The sequence below is a fragment of the Neorhizobium sp. BT27B genome, from assembly GCF_050455485.1.
GTDB lineage: Bacteria > Pseudomonadota > Alphaproteobacteria > Rhizobiales > Rhizobiaceae > Neorhizobium.
Genome location: NZ_JBCIYT010000001.1, coordinates 839,200 through 855,884 on the forward strand (window position 1 = coordinate 839,200; position 16,685 = coordinate 855,884).

Annotated in this window: 17 protein-coding genes; 10 read left to right on the forward strand and 7 right to left on the reverse strand. The window is 59.3% G+C overall.

The window, feature by feature from the left end; genetic code table 11:
* Positions 1–16: 16 nt before the first annotated feature.
* Positions 17–865 carry a TIGR01459 family HAD-type hydrolase gene (locus tag AAIH70_RS04425; RefSeq protein WP_132272786.1) on the reverse strand — a complete coding sequence of 283 codons (849 nt, stop codon included), beginning with the start codon at positions 863–865 and terminating at the stop codon, positions 17–19.
* Positions 866–997: 132 nt separating this feature from the next.
* Positions 998–2,341: a chromate efflux transporter gene (gene chrA, locus AAIH70_RS04430; protein ID WP_132272785.1), complete on the reverse strand. Its 1,344-nt coding sequence runs from the start codon at positions 2,339–2,341 to the stop codon at positions 998–1,000.
* A 189-nt stretch (positions 2,342–2,530) separates the two neighbouring features.
* Here chrA and AAIH70_RS04435 point away from each other — a divergent pair, with 189 nt between their 5' ends.
* From AAIH70_RS04435 to AAIH70_RS04455, 5 genes are all read left to right on the forward strand, one after another.
* Positions 2,531–3,055, forward strand: a complete 525-nt coding sequence (locus tag AAIH70_RS04435; protein WP_132272784.1) for a hypothetical protein — start codon at positions 2,531–2,533, stop codon at positions 3,053–3,055.
* 213 nt (positions 3,056–3,268) lie between these two features.
* On the forward strand, positions 3,269–3,565 hold the full coding sequence (gene groES, locus AAIH70_RS04440; protein WP_132272783.1) for a co-chaperone GroES: 297 nt from the start codon (positions 3,269–3,271) through the stop codon (positions 3,563–3,565).
* Between the two features lie 70 nt (positions 3,566–3,635).
* On the forward strand, positions 3,636–5,279 hold the full coding sequence (gene groL / locus AAIH70_RS04445) for a chaperonin GroEL (RefSeq protein WP_132272782.1): 1,644 nt from the start codon (positions 3,636–3,638) through the stop codon (positions 5,277–5,279).
* A 148-nt stretch (positions 5,280–5,427) separates the two neighbouring features.
* Positions 5,428–6,753: a carbohydrate kinase family protein gene (locus tag AAIH70_RS04450; RefSeq protein WP_430033253.1), complete on the forward strand. Its 1,326-nt coding sequence runs from the start codon at positions 5,428–5,430 to the stop codon at positions 6,751–6,753.
* Positions 6,754–7,478: 725 nt separating this feature from the next.
* Positions 7,479–9,017, forward strand: a complete 1,539-nt coding sequence (locus AAIH70_RS04455; protein WP_132272780.1) for a cation:proton antiporter — start codon at positions 7,479–7,481, stop codon at positions 9,015–9,017.
* A gap of 60 nt (positions 9,018–9,077) precedes the next feature.
* Here the strand turns inward: AAIH70_RS04455 and AAIH70_RS04460 are convergent, their stop codons facing one another.
* Positions 9,078–9,401: a hypothetical protein gene (locus AAIH70_RS04460; RefSeq protein WP_132272779.1), complete on the reverse strand. Its 324-nt coding sequence runs from the start codon at positions 9,399–9,401 to the stop codon at positions 9,078–9,080.
* Positions 9,402–9,660: 259 nt separating this feature from the next.
* On the opposite strand from AAIH70_RS04460, the gene AAIH70_RS04465 reads away from it, so the two are divergent.
* Complete coding sequence (locus AAIH70_RS04465; RefSeq protein ID WP_165931962.1) at positions 9,661–10,116, forward strand: DoxX family protein; 456 nt, start codon at positions 9,661–9,663, stop codon at positions 10,114–10,116.
* An 82-nt stretch (positions 10,117–10,198) separates the two neighbouring features.
* On the opposite strand, the gene AAIH70_RS04470 is transcribed toward AAIH70_RS04465, so the two are convergent.
* The 4 genes from AAIH70_RS04470 to hisS all read right to left on the reverse strand — a co-directional run bounded on the left by AAIH70_RS04470 (position 10,199) and on the right by hisS (position 14,385).
* Positions 10,199–10,807: a class I SAM-dependent methyltransferase gene (locus AAIH70_RS04470; protein ID WP_132272777.1), complete on the reverse strand. Its 609-nt coding sequence runs from the start codon at positions 10,805–10,807 to the stop codon at positions 10,199–10,201.
* Positions 10,808–10,834: 27 nt separating this feature from the next.
* Positions 10,835–11,533, reverse strand: coding sequence for an ATP phosphoribosyltransferase (gene hisG / locus AAIH70_RS04475; protein ID WP_132272776.1), 699 nt, complete (start codon positions 11,531–11,533; stop codon positions 10,835–10,837).
* Entirely contained in the window at positions 11,533–12,642 is a 1,110-nt protein-coding gene (locus AAIH70_RS04480; RefSeq protein ID WP_132272775.1) for an ATP phosphoribosyltransferase regulatory subunit, read from the reverse strand. The genes hisG and AAIH70_RS04480 overlap by 1 nt, the downstream gene beginning before the upstream one ends.
* A gap of 222 nt (positions 12,643–12,864) precedes the next feature.
* Positions 12,865–14,385: a histidine--tRNA ligase gene (gene hisS, locus AAIH70_RS04485; protein ID WP_132272774.1), complete on the reverse strand. Its 1,521-nt coding sequence runs from the start codon at positions 14,383–14,385 to the stop codon at positions 12,865–12,867.
* A 387-nt stretch (positions 14,386–14,772) separates the two neighbouring features.
* Here hisS and relB point away from each other — a divergent pair, with 387 nt between their 5' ends.
* Genes relB through copM form a run of 4 tightly spaced genes read left to right on the forward strand, consistent with a single transcriptional unit; the run spans position 14,773 to position 16,665 of the window.
* Positions 14,773–15,006 carry a type II toxin-antitoxin system RelB family antitoxin gene (relB, locus tag AAIH70_RS04490; RefSeq protein WP_165931961.1) on the forward strand — a complete coding sequence of 78 codons (234 nt, stop codon included), beginning with the start codon at positions 14,773–14,775 and terminating at the stop codon, positions 15,004–15,006.
* A 33-nt stretch (positions 15,007–15,039) separates the two neighbouring features.
* Positions 15,040–15,822, forward strand: coding sequence for a hypothetical protein (locus AAIH70_RS04495; protein WP_132272772.1), 783 nt, complete (start codon positions 15,040–15,042; stop codon positions 15,820–15,822).
* A gap of 41 nt (positions 15,823–15,863) precedes the next feature.
* Entirely contained in the window at positions 15,864–16,235 is a 372-nt protein-coding gene (locus tag AAIH70_RS04500; protein ID WP_132272771.1) for a hypothetical protein, read from the forward strand.
* 55 nt (positions 16,236–16,290) lie between these two features.
* Positions 16,291–16,665 (forward strand): CopM family metallochaperone, encoded by a 375-nt coding sequence (gene copM / locus AAIH70_RS04505; RefSeq protein WP_132272770.1) that lies wholly within the window; start codon positions 16,291–16,293, stop codon positions 16,663–16,665.
* Positions 16,666–16,685: the final 20 nt, after the last annotated feature.

Sequence of the window (16,685 nt, forward strand, 5' to 3'; positions counted from 1 at the left end):
TCCGCAAACATTCCGTTCAGGCCAGCCGTGGCATCCAGAATTTTGGCGTGGCATTTTGTTCGGTCAGCCAGGCCTTCAGGATCGCTTCGTCCGTCTGGCCGCCCACCGTGTATTCGGCAGCATGGATACCGCCGCTGATATAAAGCAGGTCGAGTTCTTGTGAAAGCGCACCGCGCACATCGGTCGGCATGCCGTCACCGATCGCCAAGATCTTCGAGCGCTCGAAAGGACCGCGCACCGCTTCCGCTTCGGCGATTGCCGCCTCATAGATCGGGTGATGCGGCTTTCCGGCAATCCGGCTCTTGCCGCCGAGCTGTTCGTAATAGGCGGCAACGGCACCGGCGCAGGGGATCATCTTGTGGCCGCGCTCGACGATCAGGTCCGGGTTGGCGCAGATGAACGGCAGGTCGCGGGCGACCCATGCCTTCAGCATGTCGGTATAATCTTCCGGCACTTCCTTTTCGTCATCGAAAAAGCCGGTGCAGACGATACTTTCCGCCTCTTCCGCGGATGTAACGGTGACGTCGAGATCATCAAGCAGGTTGAGGTCACGCTCGGGACCGAGCAGAAACACCTTTTTCGGGCCTTCGGCGATCAGTTTGCGGGTGACATCACCCGAGGTGACGATGCGGTCATAGGTTTCGTCGGCAACGTGAAGCGCGCGCATCTGGGTGATGACATCGGCCGAACGGCGCGGCGAATTGGTGATGAGGACAACGGTGGCGCCGGCCTTGCTGGCGGCAGCAAGCGCTTCGCAGGACTGCGGAAAGGCTTCAACGCCGTTATGCACGACACCCCAGACATCGGAGAGAACGACGTCATAACCGCCGGTCACGTCGCTCAAATTCTGGATACGCTGTGTCATGCCTGCCCTGTCCATTCATCAATAAAGCTTGCGTTCATGTCGCAAAGCACAATGACGATGGCAAGGGCATTTGCTGTTTCAGCCGATATTTCACGTCCGCGTCATAAGCGGGGTCATATGCAGGGTTGCGGGTCAACCAAGCCCCGACAGCCGCAGCGCGAGGCCGGCGACGGCGCAGAAACAGAGCACCGGCACGACACCGAGTTTGAAGCGGAACAACAGCAGCGCCGACACGAGAAAAAGCGCGACAGCGGCGAGATCAATACTCGAAAGAACCGGCACGGACACGGTCAAACCGAGCGACGGCGCGACCGGCAGTTTTATCACCTCTGCAAAAAGGACATGCAGGCCGAACCACAAAGCAAGGTTCAGGATCACCCCGACAACTGCTGCGGTGATGGCCGAAAGTGCCGCCGACAGGACCGCATTGCCGCGCATCCGTTCGATGAAGGGCGCACCGGCAAAGATAAAAATGAAGCTCGGCACAAACGTGGCCCAGGCCACCAGCACGGCACCGAGTGCCCCACCGGCGATGGCGCCAAGTCCCGAGGTTTCGCGAAAGCCAACAAGGAAGCCGACAAAGGAAAGCACCAGAACCAGCGGACCGGGTGTGGTTTCGGCAAGCGCCAGACCATCCACCATTTCACCAGGCCTCAGCCAGCCGTAATCCTCCACCGCTACCTGCGCCACATAGGCCAGAACCGCATAAGCGCCGCCAAAGGTCACCAGCGCCATGCGCGAGAAGAACGAAAACATCGCCGAGAGACTTTCGGGCGCATGCAACGCCCAGAGCAGAAACAGCGGCGCCTGCCAGACGGCGACCCATAACAGCAGCGAGGCAATGGCGCGCAACGGCCGGGGTTTGGCCGTCGGTTCAGCGGATGAAGCGAGCGCACTTGCCGGCTGCAGGCCTGTTTTCACGGCAATGACACCGGCAATGCCCGCAACAAGAACAACGATCGGAAATGGCAGACCAAAGAAGAACAGCGCGATAAAGGCAAGCGCCGCGATGGTCCGCAGAAAACCCGTTTTCAACGTCTTGCGTCCGAGCCGGATCACCGCCTCGACGACGATGACAAGCACCGCCGCCTTCAAGCCAAAAAACAGGCCGTCCAGCCATGTCGTCTCCTGCCAGAGACAGTATGCCGCCGACAGGCCGATCATCACGAACAATCCCGGCAGAATGAACAGCAGGCCGGCAATGATGCCGCCTCTTATGCCGCCGACCAGCCAGCCGATATAGGTGGCCAGCTGCTGCGCTTCCGGCCCCGGCAGAAGCATGCAGTAATTCAGCGCGTGCAGAAAACGCTCTTCCGAGATCCAGCGTTTTTCCTCCACAAGACTACGGTGCATCATGCCGATCTGGCCGGCGGGGCCGCCAAAGCTCAAGCAGCCGATGCGGGCGAAAACGCCCGTCAGTTCGGAAAGCGTCGGCCCCGCGCCGCCCTGTTGTTCCACGCCATCGATTGCCGCCATGTGTCCCCCTCACCCTGCGACAATATGGCCGCAAGGAATTCCCTAAAAACGTCATGTAAAGAACGTATGACGCACATTGCGGGTTGTGATTTTCCTGCGACTACACTTCCTAGCCTCTGTTCAGACACGGGCGTTACGGTCATATAACCAGTATTGTCAGTTTCAAAACCCATTCGGATAAGAACAAATATGCGCAGATCTGTAAAAACAGCTTTGAGTTTTTCACTTTTTCTGGCGCTCGGAGCGTCGCAGGCAAATGCGCAATCCGGCTTCTGCATGGAGAAAATCCATGACCTCAAGCTTGATCCGGCCATTATGGGCGAAGGGTTCAAAGTCGATTACATGGACGACGGTTCGCTTCAGATCATCTGCCCCGACTGCCAGGACACCCGCTTCGTTGCCATCTTTCTGGGCATGAACGATGACAGGGAACAGGGCTTGAGAGACGGCACTATCACCGCCGCCACCCTGACCGCAAAATGCCTGAAAACCGGACCGAATTGCAGCGCCGCCACGTTTGTCGAAGGACCTTCCGTCGGTTACTGGCTGGAAAACAAGTTTCTCGACAAGGCCCAGCGCCGTTACGCTTTGTATAACGGCGGCAAGGTGTTGACTGTGAGAGGGACTGGTCCGCTGGCCGACCAGGAAAAGATTTCGGCAAACACCGAGGCTGTTTTCCGCGCCGTCCTGCCGCAAATGCATTGCGGTGCATAAGCACCGGGTGAGGCGTTAAATTCCTGCCACACAATGCCGTTAACGCTGTTTCGCAAGCCGCGGCACCATGTGCTGAAATTTTGCGAGCCTTCCTTGACTCAGGGTATGGCCGGTCTTATCTCGGTCACGCTGGCACTCACATATGGAGAGTGCTAACACCCATCACGCGGGCCTCACCGGCCCGTCCATGTCATTTGATCGAGGGATTAGACAATGGCAAGCACAACTTTCCGCCCCCTGCATGACCGCGTTGTCGTCAAGCGCGTCGAGTCCGAAGAAAAGACCAAGGGCGGCATCATCATTCCTGACACCGCCAAGGAAAAGCCGGCTGAAGGCGAAATCATCGCTGTTGGCCCGGGCGCACGCGACGACAAGGGCACGCTCGTTGCTCTGGATGTCAAGGTCGGCGACCGCGTTCTGTTCGGCAAGTGGTCGGGCACTGAAGTCAAGCTCGATGGCGTCGACCTTCTGATCATGAAGGAATCCGACATCATGGGCGTTATCGGCTGATTTTTCAGTCGAACCTTCTCCACCGATAATCAGAAATCACCATTGAGCTTAAGCTCTAGGAGTTCTCAAAATGGCAGCTAAAGAAGTAAAATTCGGCCGCTCTGCGCGCGAAAAGATGCTGCGCGGCGTCGACATCCTCGCTGACGCAGTGCAGGTTACCCTCGGCCCGAAGGGTCGTAACGTCGTTATCGACAAGTCCTTCGGCGCTCCGCGCATCACCAAGGACGGTGTATCGGTCGCCAAGGAAATCGAACTTGAAGACAAGTTCGAAAACATGGGCGCCCAGATGGTCCGCGAAGTTGCTTCGAAGACCAACGACATCGCCGGCGACGGCACCACGACTGCAACCGTTCTGGCCCGCGCGATCGTTCGCGAAGGTGCAAAGGCCGTTGCTGCCGGCATGAACCCGATGGACCTGAAGCGCGGCGTTGATCTCGCTGTTGCAGAAGTCGTCAAGGACCTGCAGGCGAAGGCCAAGAAGATCTCCACCTCGGCTGAAGTTGCCCAGGTCGGCACGATCTCGGCCAACGGCGACAAGCAGGTTGGTGCAGACATTGCCGAAGCCATGCAGAAGGTCGGCAACGAAGGTGTTATCACCGTCGAAGAAGCCAAGACCGCTGAAACCGAACTCGAAGTCGTCGAAGGCATGCAGTTCGACCGCGGCTACCTGTCGCCTTACTTCGTGACCAACCCGGAAAAGATGATCGCCGATCTCGACGACGCTTACATTCTCCTTCACGAGAAGAAGCTGTCGAACCTGCAGGCGATGCTTCCGGTTCTGGAAGCCGTCGTTCAGACCGGCAAGCCGCTCGTCATCATCGCTGAAGACGTCGAAGGCGAAGCGCTTGCTACGCTCGTCGTCAACAAGCTGCGTGGCGGCCTGAAGATTGCTGCCGTCAAGGCTCCGGGCTTCGGCGATCGCCGCAAGGCCATGCTGGAAGACATCGCCATCCTCACGGGCGGCACCGTCATTTCCGAAGACCTCGGCATCAAGCTCGAAAACGTCACCCTCGACATGCTCGGCCGTTCCAAGAAGGTTTCGATCTCCAAGGAAAACACCACCATCGTTGATGGTGCTGGCCAGAAGGCTGACATCGAAGGCCGCGTTGCCCAGATCAAGGCGCAGATCGAAGAAACCACTTCGGACTACGACCGCGAAAAGCTGCAGGAACGTCTTGCCAAGCTCGCTGGCGGCGTTGCCGTCATCCGCGTTGGCGGCTCGACCGAAATCGAAGTCAAGGAACGCAAGGACCGCATCGACGACGCTCTGAACGCGACGCGCGCTGCTGTTCAGGAAGGCATCGTACCGGGCGGCGGCGTAGCCCTGCTCCGTTCTGCTTCCAAGATCACCGTCAAGGGCGAGAACGACGACCAGGAAGCTGGCGTCAACATCGTTCGCCGCGCTCTGCAGTCGCTGGTTCGCCAGATCGCAGAAAACGCCGGTGACGAAGCTTCGATCGTGGTCGGCAAGATCCTCGAGAAGAACGAAGACAACTACGGCTACAACGCCCAGACGTCTGAATATGGCGACATGATCGCCATGGGCATCGTCGACCCGGTCAAGGTTGTTCGCACGGCTCTGCAGAACGCAGCTTCGGTTGCTTCGCTGCTGATCACCACCGAAGCCATGATCGCCGAAATCCCGAAGAAGGATTCGGCTGGCGGCGGCATGCCTGGCGGCATGGGCGGCATGGGCGGTATGGACATGATGTAAGACCGAAAGGTCTTATGTCTGAGCCAACCGGTTCAGGATTACGAAAAGGGCGGTCGCAAGGCCGCCCTTTTTTATTGCCTATCAACAAAATACATCTAAGGATTGCACCAACCAAACCGTAATTATTTATGTTTCCGTGAGGCTCGATATGTCGAGACTTAGAAAATTATATATAATTCTCATCTTGATTATTGGTTCGGCCTCTTCCGCCGCCATAATTTATTTTCTATCCAACCCAGCACCATCCCTTGGCGGACTCGGAATTGCAGTATCTGTTGCTATTGCAACACTTCTGCACAAAGAAATAACTGATACATTTAAGAAAAATCAGGACATTGAGTCCACGAACGACGAAATATTCAATATATACAATTCTTTTTACCCGAAAAAAGATAACGAGTTTCTGAACGACGTTCTAGTCATCACCGCCAATAACTATGACTATTTCTTCACCGTCTCACGCCAAATCAAGCCAAACCGTGAAATGGTCGCATTGACTAGAAGCCAGTCGCCAGGTGGTTCGGGAGCAAATACGGCCTATCTACTTGGACGCCTGGACCGGCGCGTATCCTTGTGCGGCGTGCTCGGTACAAAATCGCCAGGTGACGAATTACAAAAGGACCTCGACGAGGCTCGTATAGATACCTCCCTACTTGTCAGAATGGATGAGAAGCCCGGGGAAACCATCGTACTCGTAGACAATACAGGCAGTCGTTTTATCTGCGTATCTCCCGGCGCAAATCTTCGGGCTGCGGGGGAGTTATCAAAAGCGATGCCGCAGATTCTTGAACGTGCAAATAATAGCGCCTTTGTACATATATCTTCGTTCGTCCAAGAGGCCGATGCTCGGGAGGGCAGCAGGCCTGATCATGATATGTTACCCGTCATGAGACAATTAGTGGCGGGGCTTACACCAGATGTCATCTGCTCATTTGTTCCCGGGGACCTTCATTCCGTCGTTGGAGCGCAGAATGATTACAACGAGTTGATGATATCGCGCGCTGATATAATATTTTTATACGAGCACCAACTAATGTATTTGTTGGACGGTGTCGCGGAAGGGGACTGTACCACCGAGCGATTGCTGACGCTCGTGGATCGCTTCCTGACATTCCGTAGCAGACTGAGCCAGAGGCCACAGGTTCTGCTTTGCATCAAACGGCCAGAACGGCAGGAAACACGACCTACACACCCAATGCACCTCACCGTCGTGCTGGGTACGGACAAGATCGTCAAACACTGGGACAGATCGATACCTGCGCCGCAAGGATTGATATATCGTGACGGAACCGGCGCAGGTGATGCCGCAGCAGCCGGCATTATTGATGCCCTGCTTAGTGGCAAAGAGCTTTCCAAAGCAGTAGACCACGCAGCAGAGCTATCCTATTTCATAGCTAGTGAAATAGGCACGCGGACAGGCATTACTAGCTATCTTACCCGCGCGTCGATCTCCAATCGCCCATTCACAGACTGACAAAGATCGTGTAAGGCGTTGATCCGCAGCGCGCTTTCAGATTGGGAATCTAATGCCTTTTCGGCGGCACCGATAGCACTGCATCATTCTGTAGAGCCTTAATTGCGACCTACCGCTGATCAGATAGACTGATATCGCGAGTGATTGCGGCGCACATACAGGAACCTCGCCCGCCTGTTTCCACATTATCCCGAGAATGGGGTCGACGTGCTCGGCGATGCGATTTTCACGTCGGATAGTTCGGCAAGGCTGACCATAAGCACCATACTGCTAGAGCGTGTCGCAGCTAATCTGCGCCATTCTGTTGGCTTAGACGGAGTCGGATATTCGTTCGGCCGGCGCGCGTCGTAGCCACAGCATACGGCCAAGCCGGCCGAACGAATAGGCGGCCCGTATCAGCCAACCCCGAAGGGGCCGGGCATCTTTGCGTAAGGATCAGAGGCGATCGGCTCGAACGTACCTTCGGGTATGCCCTTCGCCAATCGCCTCTGCCCTGACGAAAACCTGCTCAGGCAGAATGACGCAGATTAGCTGCGACACGCTGTAGGTGTATGGAACATCCGATGTCATTTATGTTTTTGTAACTGCAGCCACCATCTACGAGAGGCCATAGTGCTGTTCGATTGAGCCCTTCCGCTGGCCAAGCGGCCGGTTCTGCCTATCTAACATCAAAACCACTGTGGCCCGCCCCGCCGCATTGCCCTCTCTGCCATCAGGATCCCCGCATGAGCTTCTTCGAAAGCCTGCTCGTCCTTCTGCTTGTCGCGGTTGTGCTCCTGCAATTCTCGCGGCGTTTGCGCGTGCCCTATCCTTCCATGCTGGCCATGGCGGGGGCCGCTGTCGCGCTGGTGCCGGGCATGCCGTATATTTCGCTCGATCCGCATGTGGCGCTCGCCCTCTTCATCGCCCCTGCGCTGATGGATGCGGCCTTCGATTTTCCGGTCGGCACCGCCAAACGCTTCTGGCTGCCGTTGCTGGTGTTTGCAATCGGTGGCGTCATCCTGACGGCCGCAAGCGTTGCCTGGCTCGGTTGGGCTTTTGCCGGCCTGCCCTTTGCCGCAGCCCTCGTGCTCGGCGCCATCGTGGCACCGCCGGATGCGGCAGCAGCCACCGCCGTGCTCTCTTCCATGACCATTCCGCGTGATACGGACACGATCCTGCGCGGCGAAAGCCTGTTCAACGATGCCGCCGCGCTGCTGATCTTCGATGCCGCGCTCGCCATTCAGTCGGCCGGTGGGGTCGATCGTGAGGTGGCGATGCATCTTGGCCTTGCCGTGCCCGGTGGCATTGCGCTCGGGCTCGCGGCGGCATGGACATCACAACGTCTGCGGCGGTTCGTGGCCGGCACGCTCGGCGGCATCGTACTGCAGTTCGTGCAGACCCTTCTGCTCTGGGTCATCGCCGAACGGCTGGAGCTTTCCGCGGTGCTCGCCATCGTCACTTTTGCGATGGCGATGGCGCGCAGCCCGACACAATCCTCCACTCGCATGCGGGTGCAATCCTACGCGGTGTGGACCGTCGTCGTGTTCGTGCTCAACGTCATGGCCTTCCTGCTGATGGGCATGCAGGTGCGTGATATCGTGCAGCAAATGGAGGCAGGCCATCTGGGGCAGGCAATCGCCTTTTCGCTGGCGGTGATTGCCGTCGTGGTGGTGGTGCGCCTTGCCATCTGCGTCGGCTTCAACCGCATCCATGCGTGGTTCGTGATGCGGCGCGGCGAGCCGGAACCGGCCACTGTGACACAATCGCTGCTGGCCGGCTGGTGCGGCATGCGCGGACTGGTGACGCTGGCCACCGCCTTCGCCCTGCCCGCCGATTTTCCGCAGCGCGACATCGTGGTGCTGACCGCCTTTGCGGTGGTACTGGCAACGCTTGTGGTCCAGGGGCTGACGCTGACGCCGATCATCCGCTGGCTGAAACTCGACCGGCGGGAAGCGGGACACGGCGAGATGATCCATCTGCGCGGAAAAATCGCTCAGGCGGGGCTTTCGCGTCTGGAAGATATTGCCGGACCGGAAGCCGAGCTTCTGCGCAGCAAATTTTCCATCGAACGCACCGCCGCATCCAACGAGGCGGCGGAACAGTCGCTCGACATCTATCGAAAACTGGCTTTGAAAGCGGTTGCCGCCCAGCGTGAAAAGCTCGAATACCTGCGCTCAAGGCAGTTGATCAATGTCGAGGAATACAATTTCCTGCTGGAGGAAATCGACTGGCGGGAGCTTTCGGTGCTGCCGGAACATGCACGACGGATCGAGGAAAGCTGACAACAAAAAACCGCCCGGCTCATTTCCAGAACCGGGCGGCGAACTGTGGCTGAACGTGGCTTAGTAATAGCCGCGGCCGTTATTGCTCTTGCGATAAATGTTTTTCGAAGCGCGGTTCTGCATGCGCTCGACCTGGCGGCGTTCGCGTGGCGATACGTAACCGTCGCGGGCGGCATGGCGCTTGGCGCGATCGATGCGGTGCTGCTGGCGCTGCAGCTGGCGATATTCGCGCGGGGTCAGTTCGCCACGGCGGGCATTGCGATGAATGCGGTATTCCTGGCGGGATTCACGCGCCTCGCTGCGGTGGCTCTGCGCCTGTGCCATCGGTGCTGCGGCAAAGGTGATGGTCAGCAGGGCGAGCGCGCTGATGATGATCTTTTTCATGGGTATCCTCCTTGTCGGCGCAGTTTTGCTTTGGGCAGTTTTGGTTTCGCCGATGTTTCTATTGGCGCAAACTGGCGCTTCAACCCTGAACCCCGGATGAAGGTTCCATTCAGGAAGCGCCTCCTCACGGCGACGTGATGTTCACCAAACGGCGACAATCCGTCAACGATCGTTCATCTATCGAAGACGCCCCAGATGGCGCACATAGGGTGCCAGAGAAACACACGCCGCCACGATGGCCGCGATCTGGAGACCAAAAATGTCCGCAAACACGCAGACCGGCAACATCATCATTCTGGTTGCCCGCATCCTTCTGTCCTTCATGTTCATCTATGCCGGCTTCGGCAAGCTGACTGACCCGTCCGGCACTGCCGGCATGATTTCCGGTGCCGGCCTGCCGGGCGCCACCGCCCTTGCCTATCTGGCCGGCCTGTTCGAATTCGTCACCGGCCTTGCCGTTCTCGTCGGCTTCCAGACGCGTATCATCGGCTGGGCGCTTGCCCTGTTCTGCATCTTCACCGGCGCGGTTTTCCACTCCGGCACGGTTGCCATTCCCGGCTGGCCTGATGGTGCACTCGGCTGGATCAACGCCCTCAACGGCATCATGCTGATGAAGAACTTTACGCTGGCCGGCGCCTATATCCTGCTCGCCACGTTTGGTCCGGGCCTCTATTCGATCGACGCCCGCCGCGGTTCTGTCGCAATCGCCGCGTAAGTTACAGGCATTCCCTGCCCGAACAGATAAGCCCGCCGGATCGTCATCCGGCGGGCATTTGTTTGTGAAGAAGCTTTGATTTTCAGGCGTCGCGACGACGTGCAAGCCAGATGGTGGCACCGCCGCATTGCGGATCCTGCGCTTTGTGGGCCACCAGATCGAACCGGTTTTTGCCGAGCAACTCGGCATATTCACGCGCCGACAGCGAGGCGTGGTAGAGCGGTTCGCCGCCAAACTCACCCATCGCCACGCCTTCGAAATGGCCTGACGTGAACATCAGCGCCGCGCCCGGCGCGGTCATCACCGCAAACCGCCGGAACATTTCCCGCTGGTCATCCGGGTTCAGGTGGAAAAAACTGTGCCAGGCGATGATGCCGTCGAACTTGGTCGGGATGTAAAACTGCCGCATATCGGCGTGATACCAGCCGACGCCGGGAAAACGTTCGCGCGCCAGACCGATCAGCGTCTGCGAGCTATCCACCCCCGTCAGACGGTAACCTTCGCGGATAAGGGTGCCGGCAATCGGCTCGGCCGCGCCGCAGCCGAGATCGAGCACATGGCCGCGTGGCGGCATCATGGCCCGGAACCGATCCAGCCATGGCTTTTCGAACAGCGTGCGGCCGCGCAGCGCGTCGAAGCCGAGCGCATGGCGCTCGTAGAGATCGATGATATCGGCGTCTTCGCCCGCCATCACAAAGGTACCATTACAAAGACACCATCAGAGAACGGAACGCACCGCGTCGACGATCTTTTTCACCCGCGCATCCGTCTCGTGCTCGGCCTTGCGGGCGCGCACCAGGCAGGCTTCCGATTTCAGGATCACGCCATCCGACAGGATTTTCAGGTGGTTGGCCTTCAGCGTCGAACCGGTGGAGGTGATATCGACAATGATATCCGCCTGCCCCGCTGCAGGGGCCCCTTCGGTAGCGCCAAGGCTTTCGACGATGCGGTAAAGCTGGATGCCGTGTTGCGCGGAAAAATGCTGCTGCGTCAGCCGCCAGTATTTTGTGGCGATCTGCAGACGGCGGCCGTGGCGCGACCGAAAATCAGCGGCGACATCCCCCAAATCTGCCATGGTCTCGACATCAAGCCAGATTTCCGGCACGGCGACGACGACATCCGCATGGCCGAAACCGAGGCGGGCGGCAATTTCCATTTTTCGGTCAGCATCGATCAGGCCTTCGCGGATCAGGTCTTCGCCGGTGACCCCGAAATCGACCGTACCAGCCCCGATCTCGCGGGCAATTTCGGAGGCCGACAGGAAGGCGATCTCGATATCGTCATGGCCTTCGACCTTGCCGCGATAGGATCGCTCATTGCCGACGGCAACGATGGGCAGGCCGGCGCGCTCGAAGATGGCGGATGCATCTTCCTTCATGCGGCCCTTGGAGGGCAGTGCGATTGTAATGATGGACATCAGCGCGCCCTCGCCTGTTCGATCCGGTCGAGCCAGAGCGAAAAGCCCACGGCCGGAATGTCTTCATTGGCGCCAAGCAGCGTCATCAGCCGGTCGAAACGGCCACCACCGGCAAGCACCGCATTGTCGCGGCTCACCTCGAACACGAGGCCGGTGTAATAATCGAGCGGACGCCCGAAGGCGGCGCGGTAGGTGACCTTGTCGAGATCGACGCCGAGATCCGCCAGGGCGGCGGCGCGCGCCTCGAAGGTGACGATTGCGGCACCAAGCGCAAGGCCTGCCGCATCGGCAAAACCGGCAAGTGCTGCCGGCGCCTGCGACAGCGGCAATTCCAGCGACAGGAATTCGGTCAGAAGCACCAGCGCCGAACCATCCAGCCGTGTTTCGGCCAGCGACTGCTTTTCCTTCAGCCGCGCGGCGATTTCTGCGGGCGAACGGCTGGCATTGGTGGAATAACCGGTTTCCTGCATGGTGCGATCGATATGGGCAATCAGCGCCGCATCATCCTGGCTCAGCAGATCGGTCAGCTGCGGCGAAAGGCCGGAGGGCGTTTGCGGGCTTGCCAGCGTCATCAGCAACTGGCGCAGATGCGCATTGTTGCCAAACGACTGGATCAGCCGCTTCTGCCAGCCGCCGGGCAGGCCCAGCGCCTTGACCACGGCCTCGAACACCGCCTGATCGCCCAGCGTGACCGTCAGCTTGCGGCCGGGAATGAGGCTTTCGAGGATCTGCACGGCATCATTGACGGCGCGGGCATCGGCGGAGGCGACATTGGTCTCGCCAAGGTCTTCGATGCCGGCTTGATAAAACTCGTTATCGCCTTCGCGGCGCTGACGAAACACCTCGCCAAGATACCCGTAACGGCGCGGCGTGCCGGTGGCGCTTTCGATATGGCGCAGGCAGACGGGAATGGTGAATTCCGGCCGCAGGCAGAGGCTCTCGCCGGTTTCGCTTTCGGTGAGAAAGATACGACGGCGCAGATCTTCGCCCGCCATGTCGAGAAACGGCGCGGCCGGCTGAATGACCGGCGTATCGATACGCGCCGTGCCGCGGGCGGCAAATTCATCGAGCAGACGACCGGAAAATTCGGGCATGTTGATCAGAGGCATGGGAGCGCTCCCGGAGTGCGAAGATACCCCCCTCTGCCCTGCCGGGCATCTCCCCCACATGGGGGGAGATCGAAGGAGGCGAACTGACCACCCCAATGGTAAGGCTGCGATACAGGCAGAGTTGGGTCCGAAGCGAGGTGTTGGCGCCCAGCCGATCTCCCCCCTTGTGGGGGAGATGTCCGGCAGGACAGAGGGGGGTAGCCCCCCGCTGAAACGGCCAAATCAAACATCCTTCGCCCGCCTGCGATCTTCCGCCTGGGCAGCCAGAATGTCCTTCACCTTGGCAACCAGATCGGCTTCGGCAACGGTTTCCTGCGCCACGCGGGCTTCACGCCACGAGGCATTGTCCTCGATCTCGCCGGACAGGCGCTTGCCTTCGATCAGGTCCTTGATCTGCACGACGCCGGTTTCGCGCTCGTCACCACCCTGAATGATGGCGATCGGGCAGCCGCGGCGGTCGGCATATTTCAGCTGGTTGCCAAACTTCTTCCAGTTGCCCTGGTACATTTCGGCGCGGATGCCCTCAGTCCGCAGCGCCTGCGTAAAGCGCTGGTAACGCCCCATGCTCTCGACATCGCCATCCATGACGGTGACGAGAACGGGAGCGACAACGTCATCCTGCCCCAGCTTGCCGAGGTTTTTCAGCGCCGTCATCAGACGCGACACGCCGATGGAGAAGCCCGTGGCCGGAACCGGCTGGCCCATAAAACGCGACACCAGACCATCATAACGGCCACCGCCGCCGACCGAGCCGAAGACGACCTTTTCGCCCTTCTCGTTGGTGACATCGAAGGTGAGTTCGGCTTCGAAAACCGGGCCGGTGTAATATTCGAGGCCGCGCACGACGGAAGGATCGATCTTGATGCGATCCGGGCCGTAACCGGCGCTGGTTGCCAGCGCACCGATCGTGTTCAGCTCATCGACACCTTCGCCGCCATTGGCGGTGCCGGCGACGAGTTCAGCCAGTTGCGCGGCACTTTCCGCGTAATCCTTGATGCCGACGAAGAACAGAACCTTTTCGATCTGCTCGGCATCCAATCCCGCACCCTTGGTGAAGTCGCCGCTTTCATCCTTGCGGCCTTCGCCGAGCAGAAGCGTCACGCCTTCCGGGCCAAACTTGTCGAGCTTGTCGATGGCGCGCAGCACGTTCAGGCGCTGGCCGGCCTTGTCGTCACCGCCCAGACCGATGGCTTCCATGACGCCATCCAGAACCTTGCGGTTGTTGACGCGGATCACGTAATCGCCGCGCTTGATGCCGAGCGCTTCCATCGTGTCGGCCATCATCATGCACATTTCGGCATCGGCCTGAACGCCCGGCGCGCCGACCGTATCGGCATCGAACTGCATGAACTGGCGGAAACGGCCCGGACCCGGCTTTTCGTTGCGGAACACATAACCGGCGCGGTAGGTGCGGAACGGCAGCTGGATCTCGTTGAAGTTTTCCGCGACATGGCGAGCGAGCGGCGCGGTCAGGTCATAACGCAGCGACATCCACTGGTCGTCATCGTCCTGCAGCGAGAAGACGCCTTCGTTGGGGCGGTCGCTGTCGGGCAGGAATTTGCCGAGCGCATCGGTATATTCGAACAGCGGCGTTTCGACCGGGTCGAAACCGTAACGCTCGTATACTTCGCGGATCTTGGCGGTCATCTCGTTGGTGGCATGGATATCGGCAGCCGAGCGATCGACAAAACCGCGCGGCAGGCGGGCTTTGAGTTTCTGGGGCTTCTTCTGCTTGTCGCTCATGATCGGATATCCATTGCCTGCGGGCCTCTAAGGAAAGGCCGGATTATTGTGCGGTTTCTTAGAGGATCGAGACTTGTGCGGCAAGGGCGAGCGCTGGCGCATATGGAATTGTGACGGCGTCGCGACCTCTCTTCGATCTTCCCCCATGTGGGGGAGATGTCACGATAGTGACAGAGGGGGGTGAGCAACGGTGCGGCAAAGATTGGGAAAACGGCTTTGCGCCAGTATCACCCCCCTCTGCCCTGCCGGGCATCTCCCCCACAAGGAGGGAGATCGGCTGAACGGCAGCCTCCCAATTCCATATGCAAAAACCTTGGCGGCAAGGGCGGCGCTGGCGAAGTGTGCCGCACAATGGTATGTAAAATGCACGTTGAGGGGATCATCACGATGGAAAAGCGTGTCGCCGTTGAAATCCCGCAAGCCATGTATCGGCTGCTCATGCGATATGCCGACATACACGGCTTCGATACCGACGCTTATGTTGCACAAGTCCTCCACAAGCATATTGAGGATTTACATGATATTGCTGCCGTTGAGGCCCACCTGGAAGAGATTCGAAACGGCAATTCGAAAACCTACACGATGGAGCAGTTGGAGCGAGAGCTTGGCCTCGACGATTGACAACAATATCGCCGGGAAACCTACCGCTAACCCATGATCCTCGAAGCCATTCAATACGCCGCCACCTTCCCCGTCACGCCCGCACAATTCCGCCCCTCCATCCGCTCCTCCGTCAACCTGTGGGCACGCGCCGGGCGTTGTGCCAGGGACTGGTCGGCGCATGAGGCGCAGTGCCAGGCTTTTATCCGCGAAACGGTTGCCGGCATGAGAGAGCGACGCACCGCCGTGGTGCTCGGGTCCGGCCTGTTGCGCGATGTGCCGGTAAAATTTCTCGCGCAAAAATTCGATACGGTCGTGCTGGTCGATCTCGTGCATCTGGCCAGCGTGCGGACGTGGCTGAAGGCAACACGCCTGCACAACACACGGCTGATTTCCCGCGATCTTTCCGGTTTCGACGATGTGCTGGCGGGCAGATCTGCCGAACCACTCGGGTTTCTGCGGCAGGTGCCCTATCTCGATCTGGTCATCTCCGCCAACATCCTCTCGCAGATCGGGGTCGGCGCGGAGCGGCGGCTGGAGACGGAAAAAAATGGTGACGTGACGGTCGTGCCAAAGCTGATTGCGGCGCATCTCGATGGGCTGGCCGGCCTGCCCTGCACAGTGGCGCTTCTGACCGATACCGGTTTTCGTGTCAGCGACCGCAGCGGCAAGGCTCTGGAAGAGGCAGACCTTCTGGGCGGCATCGCGCCACCGGCTGCGGCGGCACAGTGGCCGTGGACCGTCGTGCCATTCGGTGAGGAAAGTCGCGATTATCAGGTGGTGCACGATGTCATCGCCACATCCGCGTTCGGGCGATTTTCTGCCGATCGCGGCTGAGGCGGATTGCTTTGCCACATTGTTGGGCTAGGTTGCCCGCCATGAACCGTTTTGCTGCAACATTGATGGCGCTTGCCTGCCTGCTTTATGCGGCCATGCCGCTGGCCGCGGCACCGGTGGCTGCCGTTGCGGAACCGGCAATGGTGATGACGCATGATCATGCCGGTCATGATGCGGCCATGAAAAACATGGCGGCCATGGATCATTCCAGCCATTCCGGCAAAAGTTCAAAACCCTGCCCGCATGGCGGCAAAGGGTGTGTGACCCCGTTCTGCGCCGCCTGTCTGGTGCTGTTGCCCGATCTCGCGTTTCAGCCCTTAAGCCGCTTCGTCTCTTCCTACCCGCCCCCTTCGCCTGCACCGGAAATGGTGCCGCATGCGCCGGGCCTCGACCTTCCGCCTCCCCGAGCCTGAGTTTCGCTGTCACACTCGAACTCAAAACCCATTCTCGGACACGGAAGGACATACCATGTCTCCGAAGACTATCGCCGCTTGCCTGACCATCATGCTGCTCGGCGCAAGCCCGCTTGCCGCACAGGATCACAGCGCTCATCACGGCACGGCCGCAACGGACACGGCAGCCGCAAAAGCCCCCTCCTCGCTTGCCTTTGCCGCAGCCAACAATGCCATGCACAAAGACATGGCGATCGAATTCACCGGCGATGCCGATGTGGATTTCGTGGCCGGCATGATCCCGCATCATGAAGGCGCCATCGCCATGGCCAGGGTGCAGTTGCAATATGGCAAGGACCCGGAAATCCGCAAACTGGCGGAAGCGGTGATTGCTGCGCAGACGGCCGAGATTGCCGACATGAAGGCATGGCTGAAGGCGCATGCCAAGTAAGCCATCCAAGTAAACTCTGA

Coding starts and splice junctions, on each gene's coding strand:
- AAIH70_RS04480 (WP_132272775.1), bottom strand. CDS start 12,642: ATGCCTCTGATCAACATGCCCGAATTTTCCGGTCGTCTGCTCGATGAA.
- relB (WP_165931961.1), top strand. CDS start 14,773: ATGGAAAAGCGTGTCGCCGTTGAAATCCCGCAAGCCATGTATCGGCTG.
- copM (WP_132272770.1), top strand. CDS start 16,291: ATGTCTCCGAAGACTATCGCCGCTTGCCTGACCATCATGCTGCTCGGC.
- AAIH70_RS04435 (WP_132272784.1), top strand. CDS start 2,531: ATGCGCAGATCTGTAAAAACAGCTTTGAGTTTTTCACTTTTTCTGGCG.
- hisG (WP_132272776.1), bottom strand. CDS start 11,533: ATGTCCATCATTACAATCGCACTGCCCTCCAAGGGCCGCATGAAGGAA.
- AAIH70_RS04450 (WP_430033253.1), top strand. CDS start 5,428: ATGTCGAGACTTAGAAAATTATATATAATTCTCATCTTGATTATTGGT.
- AAIH70_RS04455 (WP_132272780.1), top strand. CDS start 7,479: ATGAGCTTCTTCGAAAGCCTGCTCGTCCTTCTGCTTGTCGCGGTTGTG.
- AAIH70_RS04470 (WP_132272777.1), bottom strand. CDS start 10,807: ATGGCGGGCGAAGACGCCGATATCATCGATCTCTACGAGCGCCATGCG.
- AAIH70_RS04460 (WP_132272779.1), bottom strand. CDS start 9,401: ATGAAAAAGATCATCATCAGCGCGCTCGCCCTGCTGACCATCACCTTT.
- AAIH70_RS04500 (WP_132272771.1), top strand. CDS start 15,864: ATGAACCGTTTTGCTGCAACATTGATGGCGCTTGCCTGCCTGCTTTAT.
- groL (WP_132272782.1), top strand. CDS start 3,636: ATGGCAGCTAAAGAAGTAAAATTCGGCCGCTCTGCGCGCGAAAAGATG.
- hisS (WP_132272774.1), bottom strand. CDS start 14,385: ATGAGCGACAAGCAGAAGAAGCCCCAGAAACTCAAAGCCCGCCTGCCG.
- chrA (WP_132272785.1), bottom strand. CDS start 2,341: ATGGCGGCAATCGATGGCGTGGAACAACAGGGCGGCGCGGGGCCGACG.
- AAIH70_RS04465 (WP_165931962.1), top strand. CDS start 9,661: ATGTCCGCAAACACGCAGACCGGCAACATCATCATTCTGGTTGCCCGC.
- AAIH70_RS04425 (WP_132272786.1), bottom strand. CDS start 865: ATGACACAGCGTATCCAGAATTTGAGCGACGTGACCGGCGGTTATGAC.
- groES (WP_132272783.1), top strand. CDS start 3,269: ATGGCAAGCACAACTTTCCGCCCCCTGCATGACCGCGTTGTCGTCAAG.
- AAIH70_RS04495 (WP_132272772.1), top strand. CDS start 15,040: ATGATCCTCGAAGCCATTCAATACGCCGCCACCTTCCCCGTCACGCCC.